The organism is Niallia sp. M35 (assembly GCF_050971705.1).
Lineage (GTDB): Bacteria > Bacillota > Bacilli > Bacillales > Cytobacillaceae > Niallia > Niallia circulans_A.
In genome coordinates, this window is record NZ_JBPCEP010000031.1 from 1 (window position 1) to 18000 (window position 18000).

20 protein-coding genes and 1 riboswitch are annotated in these 18000 nt (G+C 35.2%); of the genes, 3 read left to right on the forward strand and 17 right to left on the reverse strand.

Annotation, left to right across the window (positions count from 1 at the left end; translation table 11 throughout):
- Positions 1-21 precede the first annotated feature (21 nt).
- The 8 genes from NiCM35_RS25945 to NiCM35_RS25980 all read right to left on the reverse strand — a co-directional run bounded on the left by NiCM35_RS25945 (position 22) and on the right by NiCM35_RS25980 (position 8163).
- Complete coding sequence (locus tag NiCM35_RS25945; RefSeq protein ID WP_095334009.1) at positions 22-984, reverse strand: glycoside hydrolase family 43 protein; 963 nt, start codon at positions 982-984, stop codon at positions 22-24.
- Between the two features lie 191 nt (positions 985-1175).
- On the reverse strand, positions 1176-1799 hold the full coding sequence (locus NiCM35_RS25950) for a DUF624 domain-containing protein (protein WP_433780884.1): 624 nt from the start codon (positions 1797-1799) through the stop codon (positions 1176-1178).
- 3 nt (positions 1800-1802) lie between these two features.
- Positions 1803-3071 (reverse strand): arabinan endo-1,5-alpha-L-arabinosidase, encoded by a 1269-nt coding sequence (locus tag NiCM35_RS25955; protein WP_206426409.1) that lies wholly within the window; start codon positions 3069-3071, stop codon positions 1803-1805.
- A 16-nt stretch (positions 3072-3087) separates the two neighbouring features.
- Positions 3088-3924: a carbohydrate ABC transporter permease gene (locus tag NiCM35_RS25960; RefSeq protein ID WP_095334013.1), complete on the reverse strand. Its 837-nt coding sequence runs from the start codon at positions 3922-3924 to the stop codon at positions 3088-3090.
- A gap of 13 nt (positions 3925-3937) precedes the next feature.
- Positions 3938-4780 (reverse strand): carbohydrate ABC transporter permease, encoded by an 843-nt coding sequence (locus NiCM35_RS25965; RefSeq protein WP_235850359.1) that lies wholly within the window; start codon positions 4778-4780, stop codon positions 3938-3940.
- Positions 4781-4988: 208 nt separating this feature from the next.
- A complete protein-coding gene (locus tag NiCM35_RS25970) occupies positions 4989-6323 on the reverse strand; it encodes an ABC transporter substrate-binding protein (RefSeq protein ID WP_095334017.1) in 1335 nt (444 codons plus the stop codon).
- Between the two features lie 643 nt (positions 6324-6966).
- Positions 6967-7491 carry an NADPH-dependent FMN reductase gene (locus tag NiCM35_RS25975; protein ID WP_433780885.1) on the reverse strand — a complete coding sequence of 175 codons (525 nt, stop codon included), beginning with the start codon at positions 7489-7491 and terminating at the stop codon, positions 6967-6969.
- 54 nt (positions 7492-7545) lie between these two features.
- The gene (locus tag NiCM35_RS25980; RefSeq protein ID WP_433780886.1) at positions 7546-8163 is read right to left on the reverse strand and encodes a superoxide dismutase; all 618 of its coding nucleotides are present in this window, start codon (positions 8161-8163) and stop codon (positions 7546-7548) included.
- Between the two features lie 258 nt (positions 8164-8421).
- Between NiCM35_RS25980 and NiCM35_RS25985 the strand changes: the two genes are divergently transcribed.
- Complete coding sequence (locus NiCM35_RS25985) at positions 8422-9081, forward strand: helix-turn-helix transcriptional regulator (protein ID WP_095334023.1); 660 nt, start codon at positions 8422-8424, stop codon at positions 9079-9081.
- A 91-nt stretch (positions 9082-9172) separates the two neighbouring features.
- Here NiCM35_RS25985 and NiCM35_RS25990 read toward each other — a convergent pair whose 3' ends face one another.
- From NiCM35_RS25990 to NiCM35_RS26000, 3 genes are all read right to left on the reverse strand, one after another.
- Positions 9173-9418 (reverse strand): YuzB family protein, encoded by a 246-nt coding sequence (locus tag NiCM35_RS25990; RefSeq protein ID WP_047941554.1) that lies wholly within the window; start codon positions 9416-9418, stop codon positions 9173-9175.
- A 303-nt stretch (positions 9419-9721) separates the two neighbouring features.
- Complete coding sequence (locus NiCM35_RS25995; protein WP_095334024.1) at positions 9722-9925, reverse strand: hypothetical protein; 204 nt, start codon at positions 9923-9925, stop codon at positions 9722-9724.
- 368 nt (positions 9926-10293) lie between these two features.
- The gene (locus tag NiCM35_RS26000; RefSeq protein ID WP_095334026.1) at positions 10294-10773 is read right to left on the reverse strand and encodes a methylated-DNA--[protein]-cysteine S-methyltransferase; all 480 of its coding nucleotides are present in this window, start codon (positions 10771-10773) and stop codon (positions 10294-10296) included.
- A gap of 180 nt (positions 10774-10953) precedes the next feature.
- On the opposite strand from NiCM35_RS26000, the gene NiCM35_RS26005 reads away from it, so the two are divergent.
- A complete protein-coding gene (locus tag NiCM35_RS26005) occupies positions 10954-12345 on the forward strand; it encodes an L-cystine transporter (protein ID WP_123259677.1) in 1392 nt (463 codons plus the stop codon).
- Positions 12346-12390: 45 nt separating this feature from the next.
- On the opposite strand, the gene folE is transcribed toward NiCM35_RS26005, so the two are convergent.
- From folE to NiCM35_RS26030, 5 genes are all read right to left on the reverse strand, one after another.
- Positions 12391-12954: a GTP cyclohydrolase I FolE gene (gene folE, locus NiCM35_RS26010; RefSeq protein ID WP_163186655.1), complete on the reverse strand. Its 564-nt coding sequence runs from the start codon at positions 12952-12954 to the stop codon at positions 12391-12393.
- A 32-nt stretch (positions 12955-12986) separates the two neighbouring features.
- Positions 12987-13715 (reverse strand): 7-carboxy-7-deazaguanine synthase QueE, encoded by a 729-nt coding sequence (queE, locus tag NiCM35_RS26015; protein WP_047941546.1) that lies wholly within the window; start codon positions 13713-13715, stop codon positions 12987-12989.
- Complete coding sequence (gene queD, locus NiCM35_RS26020; protein ID WP_095321793.1) at positions 13708-14190, reverse strand: 6-carboxytetrahydropterin synthase QueD; 483 nt, start codon at positions 14188-14190, stop codon at positions 13708-13710. Before queD ends, queE begins: the two co-directional genes overlap by 8 nt.
- Positions 14183-14872 (reverse strand): 7-cyano-7-deazaguanine synthase QueC, encoded by a 690-nt coding sequence (queC, locus tag NiCM35_RS26025; protein ID WP_141231645.1) that lies wholly within the window; start codon positions 14870-14872, stop codon positions 14183-14185. The genes queD and queC overlap by 8 nt, the downstream gene beginning before the upstream one ends.
- Positions 14873-14908: 36 nt before the next feature.
- Positions 14909-14951: riboswitch (PreQ1 riboswitch) on the reverse strand.
- A gap of 106 nt (positions 14952-15057) precedes the next feature.
- Positions 15058-15939: a CPBP family intramembrane glutamic endopeptidase gene (locus NiCM35_RS26030; protein ID WP_047941542.1), complete on the reverse strand. Its 882-nt coding sequence runs from the start codon at positions 15937-15939 to the stop codon at positions 15058-15060.
- Positions 15940-16178: 239 nt separating this feature from the next.
- Here NiCM35_RS26030 and NiCM35_RS26035 point away from each other — a divergent pair, with 239 nt between their 5' ends.
- On the forward strand, positions 16179-16391 hold the full coding sequence (locus tag NiCM35_RS26035) for a helix-turn-helix transcriptional regulator (RefSeq protein WP_047941540.1): 213 nt from the start codon (positions 16179-16181) through the stop codon (positions 16389-16391).
- Between the two features lie 56 nt (positions 16392-16447).
- Here NiCM35_RS26035 and NiCM35_RS26040 read toward each other — a convergent pair whose 3' ends face one another.
- The gene (locus tag NiCM35_RS26040) at positions 16448-17998 is read right to left on the reverse strand and encodes a hydantoinase/oxoprolinase N-terminal domain-containing protein (RefSeq protein WP_433780887.1); all 1551 of its coding nucleotides are present in this window, start codon (positions 17996-17998) and stop codon (positions 16448-16450) included.
- Positions 17999-18000 lie beyond the last annotated feature (2 nt).

Genomic DNA, 18000 nt, shown 5'->3' on the forward strand with positions numbered 1-18000 from the left:
TTTAAACTTTTATTATATTTCCTAATCCTTACTTGGCTTACCAAACACTGGCAGCCCATTCTCATCCCAAGTAAATACTTGTGCTCTCGCGTGGCGATCTGGATTATTCAAAGGATCTCCCTCTATTTCTGTATATGGTCTTGCATGATAGATCAGAACATCTTCCCTTCCATCTTCACTAATAGTAAAGCTATTATGTCCTGGACCATATTGTTGATTCTCTGGAGCGCTGCTAAAAACTGGCTTATCTAATTTAGTCCAAGAATATCCATCTAATAAATCGGAATTTATATCTGCCCAAAGCATTCCCATGCAATAATTTTCATCAGTTGCACTAGCTGAATAGGTTATGATGACTTTTCCATTTCTAATCAATACTGCTGGACCTTCATTCACTAAAAATCCAATTTTCTCCCAAGCGTATTCAGGAACAGATAATAATAACTGCTTCCCTTTTAAAGTCCAAGGGTTTTCCATTTCAGATAGATATAGATTAGAATTCCCTGGAATAGCTGGCTCCTTTTGCGCCCACACATAATAAAGCTTGTCGTGTAATTCAAACACCGTTGCATCTAAACTAAAACTTTCTTGAGCCGTTTTCACTTGACCCTTTTCAATCCATCTTCCAGTTAAAGGGTCTTCATCAGCACATTCAAGTACAAACATCCGATGCTGAAAAATCCCATTTTTAGGGTAATCATACTCTGCAGCGGCAAAGTAGATATACCATTTTCCATGGATATAATGAATTTCCGGTGCCCAAATTAGAGAGCTTAATGGGCCTGTTGAATGAGCATGCCAAACAAATGCACTTTCACCATTTTTCAGCCCATTTAATGTTCTAGCTCTGCGGACTTCTATTTTCTGATAGCCAGGAACAGAACCAGTAAAATAATAGTATCCATCTGTATGTTTATATACCCAAGGATCTGCTCTTTGTAAAACTATTGGGTTGTTATAATGAACTGTCTTGACATTCGTCATCTTACTCTCTCCTTTTTATCCATTACATTTCAGATTATAAAGATTGTCTCTCCCATCAAATTATCCAAATAGCCATCGTTATGATTATCTTAGAACTTATTTGATTGAGAAATTTAAAAACTGCATAAGTTATCATTTTTAATCTGTCGTTGTATGATTTCCATCTAATAAAAATTCCTTCAGCATTTTATCTATTCAAAATCTCTTATTATTCCTTTTTTGACTAAATCTCCTGCTATGAACTTATCTATACATAAAAAATAGGTACTAATTAAAAATAGCGGGATTATAATACTAAACTTATAAGCTACTGCTAAAAGTACTAAAAAAAAGAGTAAACTAAATACTGTATGTAAAGGTAGTAATAACGGTAAACTCAATACTAATTTCGCTTTCTCCTTGAACGTACCATGGGTATAAATGGCAATGGGAAATGTATAAAGAAGAGCAGCCAAAACATATATAATGAAGAATAGAACTGGATAATAGAAAATAGCAGCCCCAACTGTCATTCCTCGTACCAGCTGCAAATCGATCCAAAGCACATATAATACAAGGAAATAAATAATTCCAACACCATTCATTTTTAGAAAGTTCTGCTTATATGCAGAAAAGTATTCCTTCGCAAGCCTACTAAATGATGGAAAATCATTAGAAAACTCCTCTCTTCTAATTAGGACATTAAGGGCATAGGTTGCTGGAAAAATCCCGAAAATTCCAAACCCAATTATGCTCCCCATAATCCAAAGCAGATTAAGAATGATGACACTTAACAGCCTATCAAGAACGATCATCACTTTGTTTGACCACACCATAGATTACACCCTCTTTCCAAATATAGCATTTCCTGATTTTGTTAAACCGGAGAAGGCTATTGTCTCTACATTGTTTCTCCAATCTTTAACTGGAAAAATAACAAACTCAAAATTTCTATCCGCAAAGGCAAACTGATTATTACCTAATGAATCAATCTCAGTTAGACTATTCTCTTTTAAAGAAAACCTTTTACTATGCTTAACTCTTCTGTCTTCATCAAAAGAAATATATTCCCAATCACCCAATAGATCCTGAACGGAATAATTAGGTGGTTCAGTATGATAGTAGTATTCTGGCGATACAACCGGCCAGCCGCTCTTTAGCCAAAACATTTCTCGTATAAATCCATAATGATAGGGAGAAAATTCCTCTAAACGAACATGATGAACCATAAATTGTTTATTCATTTCGGTAAAAATGGAATTGTGACCTGGTCCAATCCAAGCAATATCATCTTCAAACTGATAGCTTCCCACTAACTTAACACCAATATTATGTGGTTCATCCTCTGTATCTATCATATTTTTACCGTTTACATCCACATAAGGACCGGTTATTTCTTTCGATCTCGCTACACGAATATTGTAACTATCATGTAAACTATCATAAGAAGTAAACAAATAATAATAATCAAATGCCGAATTGTAGATAATAAAAGCGCCTTCTATCGCACCTTCTACTTCTTTTGGTCTTATCGCAAGCAATGTTCCATAACCATCCTCAGCAACCGGCATCCCTGTTTCCATATTTAGTCCGACAAGGTAAATGCCTCCAAAGAAGGATCCATAACAAAGCCAGTACTTACCATATTTATCCCTTACTACATTTGCATCTATGGCATTATGTGTTGCAATTTCTGGATTTGTTTGAAGCACAATCCCTTGATCACACCAAGGTCCTTTTAAATGATCAGCAGTAGCCAATCCAATACAAGAAATCGTACTTCCAAAAGTGGAAGCGGAATAATACATATAATATTGACCTTTATAGTTAATAACTTCAGGGGCCCATAAGCCTAATGCCTTGGACCACTCTTTAGCCTCTTGAGGAACAGCCTTCAATGCAGTTCCAATATAATCCCAGTGAATTAAATCCTTTGATTTTCTAATTTGTGCCCCCTCAGTTGGCGCATTATCGATATATGTATCTGTTGAAAACATATAGTAGAAATCATCTTCTTTGATAATCGTAGGGTCATGCGTACCCAATGTTCCCCAGCCGTATGATTCAATCAATTCTAATCCTTTTCTTGTTTCTTCTTTCATTTTCATAGCTTGATCCTCCTGGTTATCCTTTCACACCTGATAAGGCAACTGATTCAATAATCTGTTTTTGAAATATCAAGAATACGATTAATACTGGAAGTAAGGAAACAACAGAACCTGCCATAATCAATGGATAATCCGTTTGAATAGCGTAAGTTGCTTTTAAGTTTGCAATAACTACTTGTAATGTTTGTTTCTCTGGACTATTTAAATAGATTAGTGGTGCTAAATAGTCATTCCACACACCCATGAACCAAAGAATAAATTGTGCCGCTACCGCTGGGCGAATAACAGGGAAAATCAATTTAAAGAAAATTTGAAGGTAACCTGCTCCGTCTACCTTTGCTGCTTCAATTAAAGAATAAGGCACATTTGTTAGATATTGACGAAGGAAGAAAATCATCGTAATATTTCCAAATAAACCTGGCACAATTAACGGTAATAATGTATCTACCCAACCCATTTTAGAAAACATTACGAATTGGGGAATCATAATAATCGGATAAGGAATCATAATTGAAGCTAATAAAATCAAGAATAATGTATTTTTAAAAGGCATTCTGAGTTTTGCAAAAGCAAAAGCAGCCATACTAGAGGTTATGGTACCAATAATAGTTACGGTTAAAGAGACAATTATGGTATTTTTAAGTCCGTATCCCAAAGTATCAAGCTGAAATAATTTAGTATATGCATCAAACTGAAAGGGATCTGGTATCCATTGTGGCGGCAAGGCAAATACACCAGTCTTGTCTTTTAATGAAGTGGTAATCATCCATAATAATGGTCCAATCATAAACACGGAACCAATTGTGAGAATGAAATAAATGAATATATCCGTTATTTTCTTATGCTTTTTCATGCTATGCACCCCCTTAATCCAAACTATAATCTGATTTTCTATTAAAATAAAATTGAATAACAGTTACGATAAAGATAAAGATAAATAGAATAAGTGACATTGCTGAACCATATCCCATTTGATAATATTTGAATGCTTTTTGCCATACGTACCAAACAATAGACGCTGCACTATAAGATGGACCACCAGTCGGGGTCATAATGTTAATTTCAGTAAAGATTTGGAATCCGCCAATTATGTTTGTAATAACTAAGAAAAACGTTACCGGTTTAACCATTGGCCATGTGATACTTTTAAATTTTTGGAAAGAATTTGCACCATCTAGATCAGCCGCTTCATAATAGGTTTTAGAAACACTTTGAATTGCAGCTAAATAAAGCAGCATCGAATAACCTAACCCTTTCCATACTGCCATCAGGATAATTGCAGGTTTAACAGTTGCAGTATTTTCTAACCAGTTCGGGCCCTTAATGCCAAATAAATCTAAAAATTGATTAATCAATCCAAAATCTCCATTATAAGCCCATGCCCACATGATGGATATCGCCGCCAGAGAAGAGATAACAGGAATATAGTAGATCGTTCTAAAAACAGTAGTCCCTTTCAGCCCCCTGCTCAAAGCCATTGCGAGCAGCAATGCCAATCCTAATCCAATGGGAATTCCTATCATATAAAAAACTGTATTATAGAGAGTTTGATAGAAATATTCATCTTTAAATAGTTTAATAAAGTTATCCAAGCCGACAAAGTTCATCCTATTCAAGCCATTCCAATCTGTAAAAGATGCATATACAGAATAAGCAAATGGATAAACAGAGAATAATAGGAACCCAATAATTGGAGCAGCCACAAACATCAGTGCAACTCTATGTTCTTGCTTATATAAGTTACTAGTTTTTCTTTTTGGTTTTATTTTCGGATTTTTATTTTTTTCACTATTTGTAGCTATCACACTGGACATATTATCACCTCTTTAACGATTGGTGATGTCTTAAAAGCAGAGAACCTCACAAGAAGTTCCACTTGAAGTTCGTGAGGTTACTCTTAGTAATAAGACATCCTAGTTATTTAGACATTTTCGCTTGTTCGTTGGCTTCATCCAAAAGTTTTTGCATTTTAGGCTGTATTTCTTTTACGAAATCAGCTGCAGTCTGTTTTCCTTGCATCACAGGAGTAATATTCGACCAGAATTCATCTAACCATTGAGAGTTATAGGTAGCGAAAGTTGGGTACGGAACACCATAATCTCGAACAATATCTAAAAATTCTTTCTTGTTATTTGGAACCGTTTCTGTATCGTTAGCCCATTCTTCAGCCATATCAATTAAATTCGGAATTTGCACTTTAGCATCTAATAATGTTTGTTGTGCATTTTCATCTGCAGACAAGTAAATGGCCAATTCAGTCGCTAAATCAGGATATTTTGTAGTCTCTGAAACTACTAATCCTAGAGAACCAACATATGCGACTGATTTTCCTGTTGTACCAGATGGCCATGGCATGAGATCATATTCAAAATCTAGTTTGGCATATGTACTCATATCCCATGGACCTACTGGGAAGAAAGCCAATTCGCCATTCATCCATCTTTGGTATGTGTCCAATGTTTCTGCTTGTGAAGCATTTGGTGTTGTATTATATTTATTAGTTAAATCGGCAAGGAACTGCAAAGAACTTGCAAATTCTGGTGTGTCAACTGTTACAGTATCTCCAGCATCATTTAAAAAGGACGCCCCATTACTATAAGCAAATGATTGCAGAGTCCATGTGGCATTAAAACCGCTTGCCCATTGATCAACTTCGCCATCACCATTTGTATCTTTTGTTAATTCTTGACTAATTTTCAAGAATTCATCCCAAGTATAGGCTTTATCTTTATCTGGCAACGGAATTCCGGCTTCTTCAAACATGTCTTTGTTATAACCTAGCGCAAATGGACCGATATCTTTTGGTAATCCATAAAGCGCACCCTGACCAGGCGTTTTTCCATCATAGCGATAGATGTCTACACCAAATTTCCAAATACTATCTAAATCAAAATCTGCATTTTCAACTTCTTCTGTAATATCTTTAATGATGCCATTATCAACATAATTTGCGATACTTCCAGAATCAAGATAAAAAACATCGGGTACATTCCCACCGGAAACAGCAGCAGATAATTTAGTAGCATATTGATCAGCATCTGTATTAATGATTTTCACCTTCACGTCCTCATGCGATTCTTCAAACTTTTTAATCGCTTCAGTATAAGCCGTTTTCTCATCTGGTCCTCCTCTAAACATAAACGTTATTTCTTTCTTCCCATCCGCATTACTGCTACTGCTACTTGAACATGCACCTAAAAGCAACATACTGAAAATCACAAAACTTGAAAGTAATATTTTTACTTTTTTCATTTTATATTCTCCCCTATTTTTAATTTCTTTTATAAAACAAAAAGGATAATACTAATCTGCATTTCTATCACTTTAAGCGTAGACTTACTTTGTTCTCTTTATGTAGCATTTAATTCAAAATTACTTTCCTTTTCACCAACATATCGACAGTTTATTTGTTTTGTCATTCCTCCCCTCCCTTTTTACATGACACTATAATACAACTTAATAGCAAAAGGCGATTTTTACAAAGTTTGTTGTTTATTTACTGATAGTCTCAAGTTGTGTTGAATCCCCCAAAAAAGAGAACAACATTTTTAAAAACAACCTTTTTATAAAATATCTCATAAGTTATTTATACAATCATCTGTAAGCGTTGTCAATAACTTTCATATAAATCTTAATATATTTTATATGCATTAAGTTAATGAATATGTTAATCTTATTTATCACTTAGTAAATCACCTAAACAAAGTTAATATTTATATTAACCTTTCCCTTTCATTACACCATTATTAACAACTAACTATATTTAAAAATCAGAAAGAAACGATTTTTCCTTTCAACTTGAATTTTTGAGAAGCAGTACGCTCTTTAAATATAAAAAAAGACAGACCTGCTAACTTCGCAGAATCTGCCTTTTTAGAACATTTCTAAATGATAACTACCGCAGCAAATAAATAATTTCCTCAGCCAATTTAATCATTCGCTCTTTGGCATCATTGTCTGTAATTTCATTCACTTCATCGAAATAATCGTTATGAACAAATACATTTTGCACGGTAACCAGTGCTTTAAAATACGTAAGAATTGGTTTTAATTGATATTCCATCACAAGAAAATGTTTATCTGTACCACCCGTGATAACCATTCCTGTTACTTTTGATTTAAATGCATCGACCGGTAGATGATCAAAGAGATTTTTTAATACACCTGAAATGGAAGCTTGATATACTGGTGTTCCAATCACAAGAGCATCTGCACTCAAAATAGTATTGACCACTTTAATCGTATCATCATTATAATAACTTAATGGCACTCCATTCACAAATTCGATCTCATATTCTCTTAAATCAATTAATTCCACTTGAATAGTTGGATCAAGTGCCTTGGCAGCAACTAAAACCTCATTAACCGCCTTAGCTGTTTTAGAACCAACTAACGATCCGGAAACTCCTACAAGCTTCATATTTTCCTCCAAGCTTAAAGATAAGCAGGAAACATCTTATCTTCATCTATCTGATTAGTTATTATTAGCAAATTTATCAGCTACTACACTCCAATTAACAATAGAGAAGAAATTGGAAATGTATTCAGGTCTTCTGTTTTGGTAATTTAAATAGTAAGCATGCTCCCATACATCCAATCCTAAAATAGCACGTTCGCCATCCATAATTGGATTATCTTGATTTGGCGTGCTTGTTACTTTTAAGTTGCCTTCTTTATCAACAACCAGCCAAGCCCAACCAGATCCAAATCGAGTAGTAGCAGCAGCAGTAAATTGCTGCTTGAATTCATCAAAGCTTCCAAAAGCTTTATTCATTGCTTCTGCTAATTCACCAGAAGGAGTATTAGCACCCGAAGCTGGGGCAATTACTTCCCAAAATAAGGAATGGTTTAAGTGCCCACCACCATTGTTTCTTACAGCAGTTCTGATTTGTTCTGGAACTTCATCCAGATTGCTTAATAACTCTTCTAAAGATTTTGCTTGTAATCCATCCTGTCCTTCCAGTGCAGCATTTAAATTACTAACGTATGTTTGATGATGTTTTCCATAATGAATTTCCATCGTTTTCTGATCAATATGTGGTTCTAAAGCATTAAATTCGTATGATAAAGCTGGTAATGAATATGTAGTCATTTGTGTTTCCTCCATTTTTTTATTTTTTATACTTATTAGTTTAAAAAGTATATTTAAACAATAAACCATCTATAAAAAAAAATCAATTACTTTGGCCTAAATTGGTGGATGTTTTTTTACTAACTAACCTAATCTTATGCACTGACTCTTGTACAGGTAACTACTTTCAACATTTTATACTTTCTGGTATAATTAATTTCTATACCTTTAAAAATCTTTTTGATTTTTTTCTCCAATGAAATAGAATGGAGGTTTAAAATGGTTCCAACACAAAAAACGACAAAAGATAAAATTCTGTATCTTCTTAAGAAAGAGGGTTCCTTAACGGTAAACGATTTTACCGATCGTCTGCAAATAACACATATGGCTGTGCGAAAGCACTTAACAATATTAGAAAAAGATAGTTTAATCCAATCCGAATTTATCAAACAGCCAATGGGCCGACCTATTCAAAGCTTTACTTTGGCGGAAAAAGCAGAACAGTTTTTTCCAAAGAGTTATGAAGGAATCAGCATCGATTTATTACACGACGTTAAAGAACTGTATGGAAAAGATTCGGTTCAGCAATTATTCAACAAACGAGAAGAACGTCTAACAAAAGAGTATATTTCACGTATGGATGACAAAGATCCTGCTGAAAAAATGCAAGAAATGATTACTATTCAAAATGAAAAAGGATATATGGCTGATTTAACAAAAGTGGACGACCATACTTTTGAAATAACAGAATATAATTGTCCTATCCTCGAGGTAGCAAAGGAGTTTAAAATAGCCTGTAAATGTGAGACAGAAATGCTCAAAAAAGTTCTCCATGCAGAGGATGTAACGAGAACATACTGCCGAACAGAAGGAGACAATCACTGTAAGTTTGTCGTAAAGTTTGTTTCCCAGCATGATTCCTCGTTAGTAGTGGTATAAAGACTTTTCTTAGAAAAGACTTACAATAATAGAAAAGGGAAGTCATCAAGAAATTAATTCTTAAGACTTCCCTTTTCTATTATTTCTTCTATTAAGCAAATACAGCTAATTCTGCTTCAATTTGTTTCATTATTAATTCAAGACATTCCTCAGTAGTTTTTGCAAAAATTCTTTTTCCGTTTACAATTGCATAAGGACGTTTTGCACACATTCCACAAAAGGAAAGACAGCTGCTTTCAATCACGGCTACTTCTGGATATTTAGATTCTAGTATTTCTTCTAAATTTATTGAAGTGATCAAACTTCCATCACAAATTTCTACAACCACAATCCCCATTTGCTACTTCCTCCCTTCAATTTTACAAACACTATATATATACGATTAATTTTATGGTCCATAGTTATGAGAAAAAACAAATCACTCTGTATAAAAATTTTTTATACCATATAGTATAAAAACAAGTATATACATTTAATCATTTTCTATATAAAAATGCAAGTAAAGAAGCTCTAAATATGCTTGATAGACTAAGAATAAAAATTACTCCTTTCCAGCTGTTAATATGTATGAACATGTTTTTCATCAGCTGCCAAGGAGTATGACACTATCATTATGAATTTTTAGGTGGAATTTTGCTACTTATCCTCCAAAAAATTTCTTGAATTTTTCCAACTCTTCTTTACTATATGTTTTTGTTTTATCAAAATAAGGATTATCTTCTAGCACATTTTTAGGATCTAAACTTGTCTTAATCGATACACTCGTCTTATCTGAATCAGCATTCATCATGTGATCATTTATTTGGCCAAAATCAGGGATATTCGCTCCGTTTTGTTCGTTCATCCAAATCACTCCTTTTTTATAAGTTTTACAGAAAACAGAAAATTATTCTCTTCCATTAACATCTATATTTAACGAACAAAAAAACATCTTACTAAAAAAAGAAATAATATTCTGAAAATAGTTCACCACTTCACAATATTTGATTTTGAAATCGTTTTCATTTATAATAAAAAATAGGTTGGATAACATTAGTGGTTATCACTGTACACAGCGTAGGTGGAGCTGGTACTTCAATAGAGCTTTATTAGTTCTAAATGAGAAGCAGAAAAGTATCCGATTCAATAAGAATCGGATACTTTTCATTAACCTGCACAACTAACCCATAGCTAAAGGGAAAGTACCATCGATGGAGTTTTGTCTTTGTCCTATTATATAGTGATAGTTTTCCATTTCTGCTCATGACTAAGCAGCCATTCCTTTCTCCATAAACCACCCGCATAGCCAGTCAGCATTCCATTCGCTCCTATTATTCGATGACATGGAATGACAATGCATAGTTTATTCCTGCCATTTGCACTTCCCACCGCACGAACTGCCTTTTCGTTACCGATGCTATTTGCAATATCCTTATACGATCCCGTTGCTGCATAGGGAATACTAGTTAAAGCATTCCATACTTGCCTTTGAAATGGAGTCCCATCCATTTCAATAGGAAAAGAAAAATCTTGACTATTTCCATTAAAGTAAGCATCAAGCTGTTTATAACATGTCATTAAAACCTGAGGCGTCTGATCATCTATCTGGTTTTCTGGTGACTCTTTCTCTGAAAATAAGATCGAATAAATTGCCTTTTCTGTTCCAGTTATTTCTATTACTCCAATTGGAGATTGGTAATCGAGTACAAACATCCTATCCCCCCAAAAAACTATTTTCTATTATTTTAACAGAATAGTACTGTTCACTTCATAAAAACCTCTTTATTTTTTGAAAATTATATTTACAAATGAGGCAATTAGTGTTAGTCTTTTAAAGAAATTATGCAATCCCTATTTAACCTATAGGAATTACAATAAAAGGAGGACATAGCATTGAATTTTTATGCTATTTTAAACATTATTATATTACTTATTTTGCTTAGTGTTCTATTCTATATGCAAAAGAAACATATATCCTTCTCTAAACGCGTGTTTACCGCTTTAGGACTAGGTGTATTATTTGGGGCAATCTTACAGTTATTTTTTGAACCGACTTCAGAAGTAATCACGGTTACAAATGATTGGTTCGGATTAGTTGGAAACGGATATGTAAAACTGTTACAAATGATCGTTATGCCACTAGTCTTTATTTCCATTGTGGCGGCCTTCACGAAATTAGAAAAATCAGCTAACCTTGGGAAAATTAGTGGTCTCGTAATCGGAACATTATTACTAACAACAGCTATAGCTGCAGGAATCGGGATCGCATCTGCTGCAGGTTTTGACTTAAAAGCAATTGATGTAAACGCTGGAGATGCTGAAGTTCTTCGCGGACAGCAATTAGAAGAATCTTTGGGGGAAGTCCAAAGCACAACTGTACCACAGAAAATTCTTAGCTTTTTACCAGCTAATCCATTTCAAGATTTAACTGGTGCAAGACCAACTTCTACTATTGCGGTAGTAATTTTTGCGGCATTTGTTGGCGTTGCATTCCTAGGGATTAGAAGAAAAAATCCAGAGCAAGCAGCTTTCTTCCAAAAAATCGTTGAATCATTACATACAATAGTGATGCGAATTGTAACATTAGTACTGCGATTAACTCCATATGGAATACTTGCGCTTATGGCAAAGACAGTTGCAGGAAGTAACCTTGATGCAATTGTGAAACTAGGAAAATTTGTTATTGCGTCCTATGTTGCCTTAATAGCAATGTTTATTATTCATTTAATTATTCTTGCGATTATGGGACTTAGCCCAAAACAATATGTGAAAAAAGTTTGGCCTGTACTTACTTTTGCATTCACATCACGTACAAGTGCAGGAACAATGCCTTTAAATATTGAAGCACAGAGGAATAAATTAGGTGTACCGGAATCTATTGCTAACTTCTCTGCATCCTTCGGAGTTTCGATTGGCCAAAATGGTTGTGCTGGTATCTACCCTGCAATGCTTGCAGTCATGATTGCACCAACACAAGGAATCAATCCTTTATCCCCATCTTTCATCGCGACATTAATTATTGTCGTTATGATCAGTTCTTTTGGGGTTGCTGGAGTGGGCGGAGGAGCAACATTTGCAACATTGATCGTTCTTTCTACTTTAAACTTACCAGTAGCCTTGGCTGGTGTATTAATTTCTGTTGAACCATTAATTGATATGGGTCGTACTGCTCTAAATGTAAGTGGATCAATGGTGTCAGGTGTTGTAACAAGTAAAACACTTGGTGAATTAGATACAAAACAGTATCAGTCGAATGAAATAGATACTAGTGAGAATATGGCATAATTAAAAAGCAAAGCTCCTTCTAAGGTGCTTTGCTTTTTTATTATCTTATTTAATCATCGCAAAAACTTCTGTGCGCTTATCACTGTCAGTCTGAAATACACCTCGTACAGCTGATGTAACTGTTTTAGCACCAGGCTTTTTCACTCCACGCATGGTCATACACATATGCTCTGCCTCTACCACGACCATTACTCCATGAGGCTCAAGTGTTTCCATCATTGTATCTGCCACAGTAGACGTTATTCGTTCCTGAAGCTGAGGGCGTTTTGAAACTGCCTCTATTGCTCGAGCAAGCTTACTTAACCCAGCCACTCTTCCGCCTTTCGGGATATAGGCAACATGTGCTTTCCCGTAAAAAGGGACTAAGTGATGCTCGCACATGGAGTAAAAAGGAATATCCTTTACTAATACCAATTCTTCATGGTCTTCATGAAAAATCGTTTCAAAATACTCTTTTGGATCGATGGTAAGACCAGAAAAAACCTCTTCATACATTTTCGCTACCCGTTTTGGAGTATCCAATAATCCTTCTCTATTTGGATCTTCTCCAACTGCTTCTAATAGTAAGCGAATAGCCTCCTCTATTTGAGGAGTATTAATTTTACTCATTCTAAAATCCTCCTAAAATCCTTCCCGACTATCTACACTCCACGCTTATTTCCCCAAATATACGTATGTAGCTGTGGAAGTACCTTCACATTTTTGAATTGATGATCAAGCATGGTTTTATCAATCAACCACTCATACTTCGCCAATAAATGTTCGACTAATTTAGTATCATCAGTCGTTTTATTATCTTCATTCCCAACTTGTAAGAAAAAAGGAATATCAGGATAACGCAAATGCACTTTTTTGGCATAGTTGTAATCTTCATCAGAAAATACAACAACTTTTAAGCTAATATGAGTACTTCGATTAGCATCTCTTAATCTTTGCACAATCGAATCCAACATGTCAAAATCCGTATTCATTTTAGAACTTGGCGGCTTAGGAGAAATAGTAAGTTCATCAATATCTATAAACCAATCTTGCCATTTGCTCCCTTGTGTCTCAAGCCCAATCTTTATTTCCTTTTCCTTTAATAAATTTACCAGAAAGGAAAGATTTTTCAAGAGGGCCGGATTTCCTCCTGAAAGGGTGACAAAAGAAAATCCGTCTCCACCTAGTCGAACTAGTTCCTCCCATATTTCCTCTGCTTGCATTTGCTTAATCAGCTCTTTTCCGCTGCCATCCCAAGTAAAGGCAGAATCACACCAAGCGCAGGAATAATCACAGCCAGCTGTTCTGACAAACATCGTTTTTTGGCCAATGACCATTCCTTCTCCTTGTATCGTTGGTCCAAAAATCTCCATGACAGGTACTTTACTCACTCTCCATCCACTCCCTTCTCATTTCTGCATAACTAGTAGGAGTTTCATAGAGACGAACAAATTCTACTCTCGCCCCATTATCTGCTTGCGTTATCTCATCTTTATTCAAAGCCTCTTCCATTTTTTCAAAGATCCAATATACTATATTCTCTGCTGTTGTATTCATTGGTGGAAGAGTTTCATTCAAGTAGCGATGATCTAAGTAAATTTCAATCTCGGTTTTCCATATTTTTTTAATGTCACCAAAGTCTATCATTAATCCTCGGTTATCTAAATATCCACTAATTCCGAAAACTACCTTGTATGTATGTCCATGAAGATTCATACATTTTCCTTCATAAGCATGCAGGTGATGTGCTGCATCAAAGGTAAACTCTTTACTAACCATAACACGTTTGCAATGATATTTTAATTGTTTAGAGGAAATATCTTCCCCAAATTTTTGCAGTCTATCTACAATTCGAAAGTCATGCATTCTCTAATAACCCCTTTCGAACAGCGAGATAATCATTTAATCCCTTTTTACGCAGCTTACAAGCAGGACATTCTCCACAGCCATCTGCCACAATTCCGTTGTAGCATGTTAATGTTTTTTCACGAACAAAGTCAAAGGCACCTAACTCATCCGCAAGGCCCCATGTTTCTTCCTTATTTAACCACATAAGTGGAGTATGAATGACAAATTGGTTATCCATGGAAAGATTTAACGTTACATTCAATGATTTAACAAAGATATCGCGACAGTCTGGATAGCCGCTAAAATCTGTCTCACACACACCTGTTACAATATGTTTTGCTTGTATTTGACTTGCTAATACACCAGCAAACGACATAAACAATAAATTTCGTCCTGGAACAAATGTGGAAGGCAGCTCTCCTTCCTTGCCATCTTCGACTGCAATATCGTCTCTTGTTAAGGCATTTGGCGCCAGCTGATTTAGCAGAGACATATCAAGAATATGGTGTTTAATGCCAAGCTCTTCGGTGATTTTCTGTGCACATTCAATCTCTGTAATATGTCTTTGATTATAGTCAAACGTTACAGCTACTACTTCTTTAAAATTTTTTATAGCCCAAAATAAACAAGTAGTGCTATCTTGACCCCCACTAAATACAACAACCGCTTTTTCGTTTTTCATTTCGCAAATCTCCTTCATATAGAAAAAACAGCACTACTAAGAAAGTAGTACTGTTTTTTCTTAGTTTTTTAAAGAGGGTAGCTAGAACCTCCACCGTCGAAACGGATTTTATTATGCTATTATGCAGCTCGATTTATTATAACGCATATTCCTCTATTATTCTATGACAATATTGATTAAAATCTAGACAAAGTATATTAAAATTATCTTTTCATAGTAAATAGTTTGGTAACAATAAACCCAATAATGATCATAATTGTTGCTAGAAAACCACCTTCTAACCCAAAAGAACCACCTGTTAGCCAATCATTTCCCACAGAAACATCTATTCCGTATAGCCCGTAGGGAGTGGTACCACTAACTGGAAAACCAAACACATTTCCTTGGAAATAATTCCACGTTATATGATAACCAATTGGCATCCATAGGCTTTTCGTCTTATCATACATATAAGCAAATAAAAGTCCTACAAGAAAAATATTGATAATTCCAAGAGCCGCTACATTTGGATTTAATAAATGAGCTATCCCAAAAATTAATGATGAAACGATATATACTACCAATTTTGAATTTCCATTATCGGTAAGTGTAGACATAATATAACCTCTGAAGGTCAATTCTTCAGAAAAACCGACTAAAATAAAAAACAGTAGATACAAAATGGTATAGGTTGAAAAATCCGGTGAACCAAGTGAATTAGCCATCTCTATATTTTGGGTGAATAATAGAATAAAAAAGATAATGACGATAGACAATGCGCCAAGTCCTAACCCAATAATAAAATCTGGAGAAAGCCTTTTAAATCCCATTTCTGAAATTCTCTTCTTATTAACAAACTTCCATAAAAGACATAATACTGCAATACCGCCAATTAATCCTAACCCCTGTGCCAAAAGCGAGAGCGGTGAACCGTCTAATACTTGATCAATCATCTCATCAGAAAGATTAGGGTGAATTTGTGATTCAATTATGATAGCAATAATCATACCTGGCGCTGATAGCAGCAATTGTGCTATCGTAGTAGCCAATAAGGCCAACAAAATAATCCATCCAGATCTTACCTTGCCCAACTTATTTTTGAACATATTCCCCTCCACTTTTTACCATACTTAATTTAAAAATTCTCCTTCTCATTATATCTATTTCTTTTTGGAAAATATATGCTTTTATTCGTTAGGATAAATAGAAAATGAATCTCTAAAAAAATCAGACCATTTTTTATGATTATTACTATATCTTCATTTAATCGAAATGATTAGTTAGTTAAAATTTTGGGTATTGAATAATTACTCGATAATATACTATAAAGATTGGGACGATTTTTATGATTCAATTTAAAAATGATATGGAGTTTAGAAAGTTTTTAGAAGAAGAATTAGTTTCTACCTCTCAGGTTACCGAGTTATTAGGGTGTACACGGCAATATATCCATGACTGTGTAAAAAAGGGGATTCTAGAACCGCTTAATGTTGGCAATAAAGAAAGAATCTATTTAAAATCTGATATCATGGCACATATAAATAGAAAGAGAAAATGAGGCAATCATTTTCTCTTTCTTTATTCTGAGTGTCCAATTGTTTTAATCAGCTAGCTTTACGTTAGTTCTCCTACTACCTTTACTCTTAGTCTTGTCGCATTTCCTGGATGATATGCTAACGGAATTTCTTCTATTTCTACAAGTTCAATTGTTTCCACTTTTGCACCTGCTAATATTGCTTGCTGTTTCGCTCTTTCTTCCGCATCTTTTCGCGCCTCATCACGAGGAGTTTGTGAATAGATATATATTTGCTCATATTGTCCGCTGATTTGCGAAATGGATGCGCCTATTGCATTGGCAACCGCACCATTCTCATTATGAATGATCTCTTCCACCCCTTTTAACTGTCTTGGGATAATGATGCTGCCGCCTCCTACTAAAACAACCGTGGCATCATTATTACTTGTTTTCATTTTATCAATTGCTTCTTCCGTCATTGCTGCTATTTTCGCGTATGCTTGTTGAGCGAATTCTTCATCAATATGTTTCACTAATTCTGGATTTCCTATCTCTGCAACTCCTAAGCGTACTGCAATGTCCGTTGTTGTGAGTGTTTCCCCCCCGAAGACAAGTGCTTCTTCAGTAATTCGGTAACCTACGCTGTCTGGTCCAATCGTTACTTCATTATTCACGTTTCGGACAATACTTCCCCCGCCTAATCCAATGGATACAATATCCGGCATACGGAAATTTGTTCGGACTCCGCCCACATCTACTGCAAGCGCAGACTCACGCGGAAATCCGGCTGTTAAGACACCAATATCCGATGTCGTTCCACCTACATCTAATACCATCGCATCTTTAATCCCAGCTAAGTAAGATGCCCCACGAATACTATTAGTTGGTCCACATGCAATCGTTAAAATGGGGAATTTTCGAGCATACTCTATCGACATCAATGTTCCATCATTTTGGCAGAGAAATACTTGCGCATCTGTTATTCCTTCTTCTCTTAATGCATTTTCAAAGCCATTGCTTGTTGCTGCAATAACCTTAAATAGAGCACTATTTAATATCGTTGCATTTTCCCTTTCAATTAATCCAACAGAACCAATTAAGGAAGAACAAGATACTGGGGTTTTTTCTCCCATCACTTCTGCCACTAAATCGGCTACTCGAAGTTCTTGATCGTTTTTCAAGGAAGAAAAAACACCAACAACTGCTATCGCTTCTACTTTTCCTTTCCATTCCTTTAAAATGGAGCGTATTTCTTCCTCTGAAAAGCTAGACAGTACTTGTCCATCATACTCATACCCGCCTCCGGCTAAACGATACTCTCCCGTTAAGGCAGAGACCATTTCCTTTGGCCAAGCAGTATAAGGAAGGACAGAGGCCGTTGCTGGATACCCCAGTCGAATCACACCTACTTTAGCCAGTTTTTTTCTTTCCACAATAGCATTTGTACACTGAGTAGTTCCTAACATCGCATGGGTTACTTTTTTTCTATCAATCCCTGCTTCTTCTAATACTCTTTTTAAGGAAGAGACAATCCCTGACTCGATATCTTCACTTGTAGGCATTTTTACTTGATGGATTAAATTTAAACCTTCATCAAGTATAATAGCATCTGTATTTGTTCCCCCAACATCAATTCCTACTTTATACATCT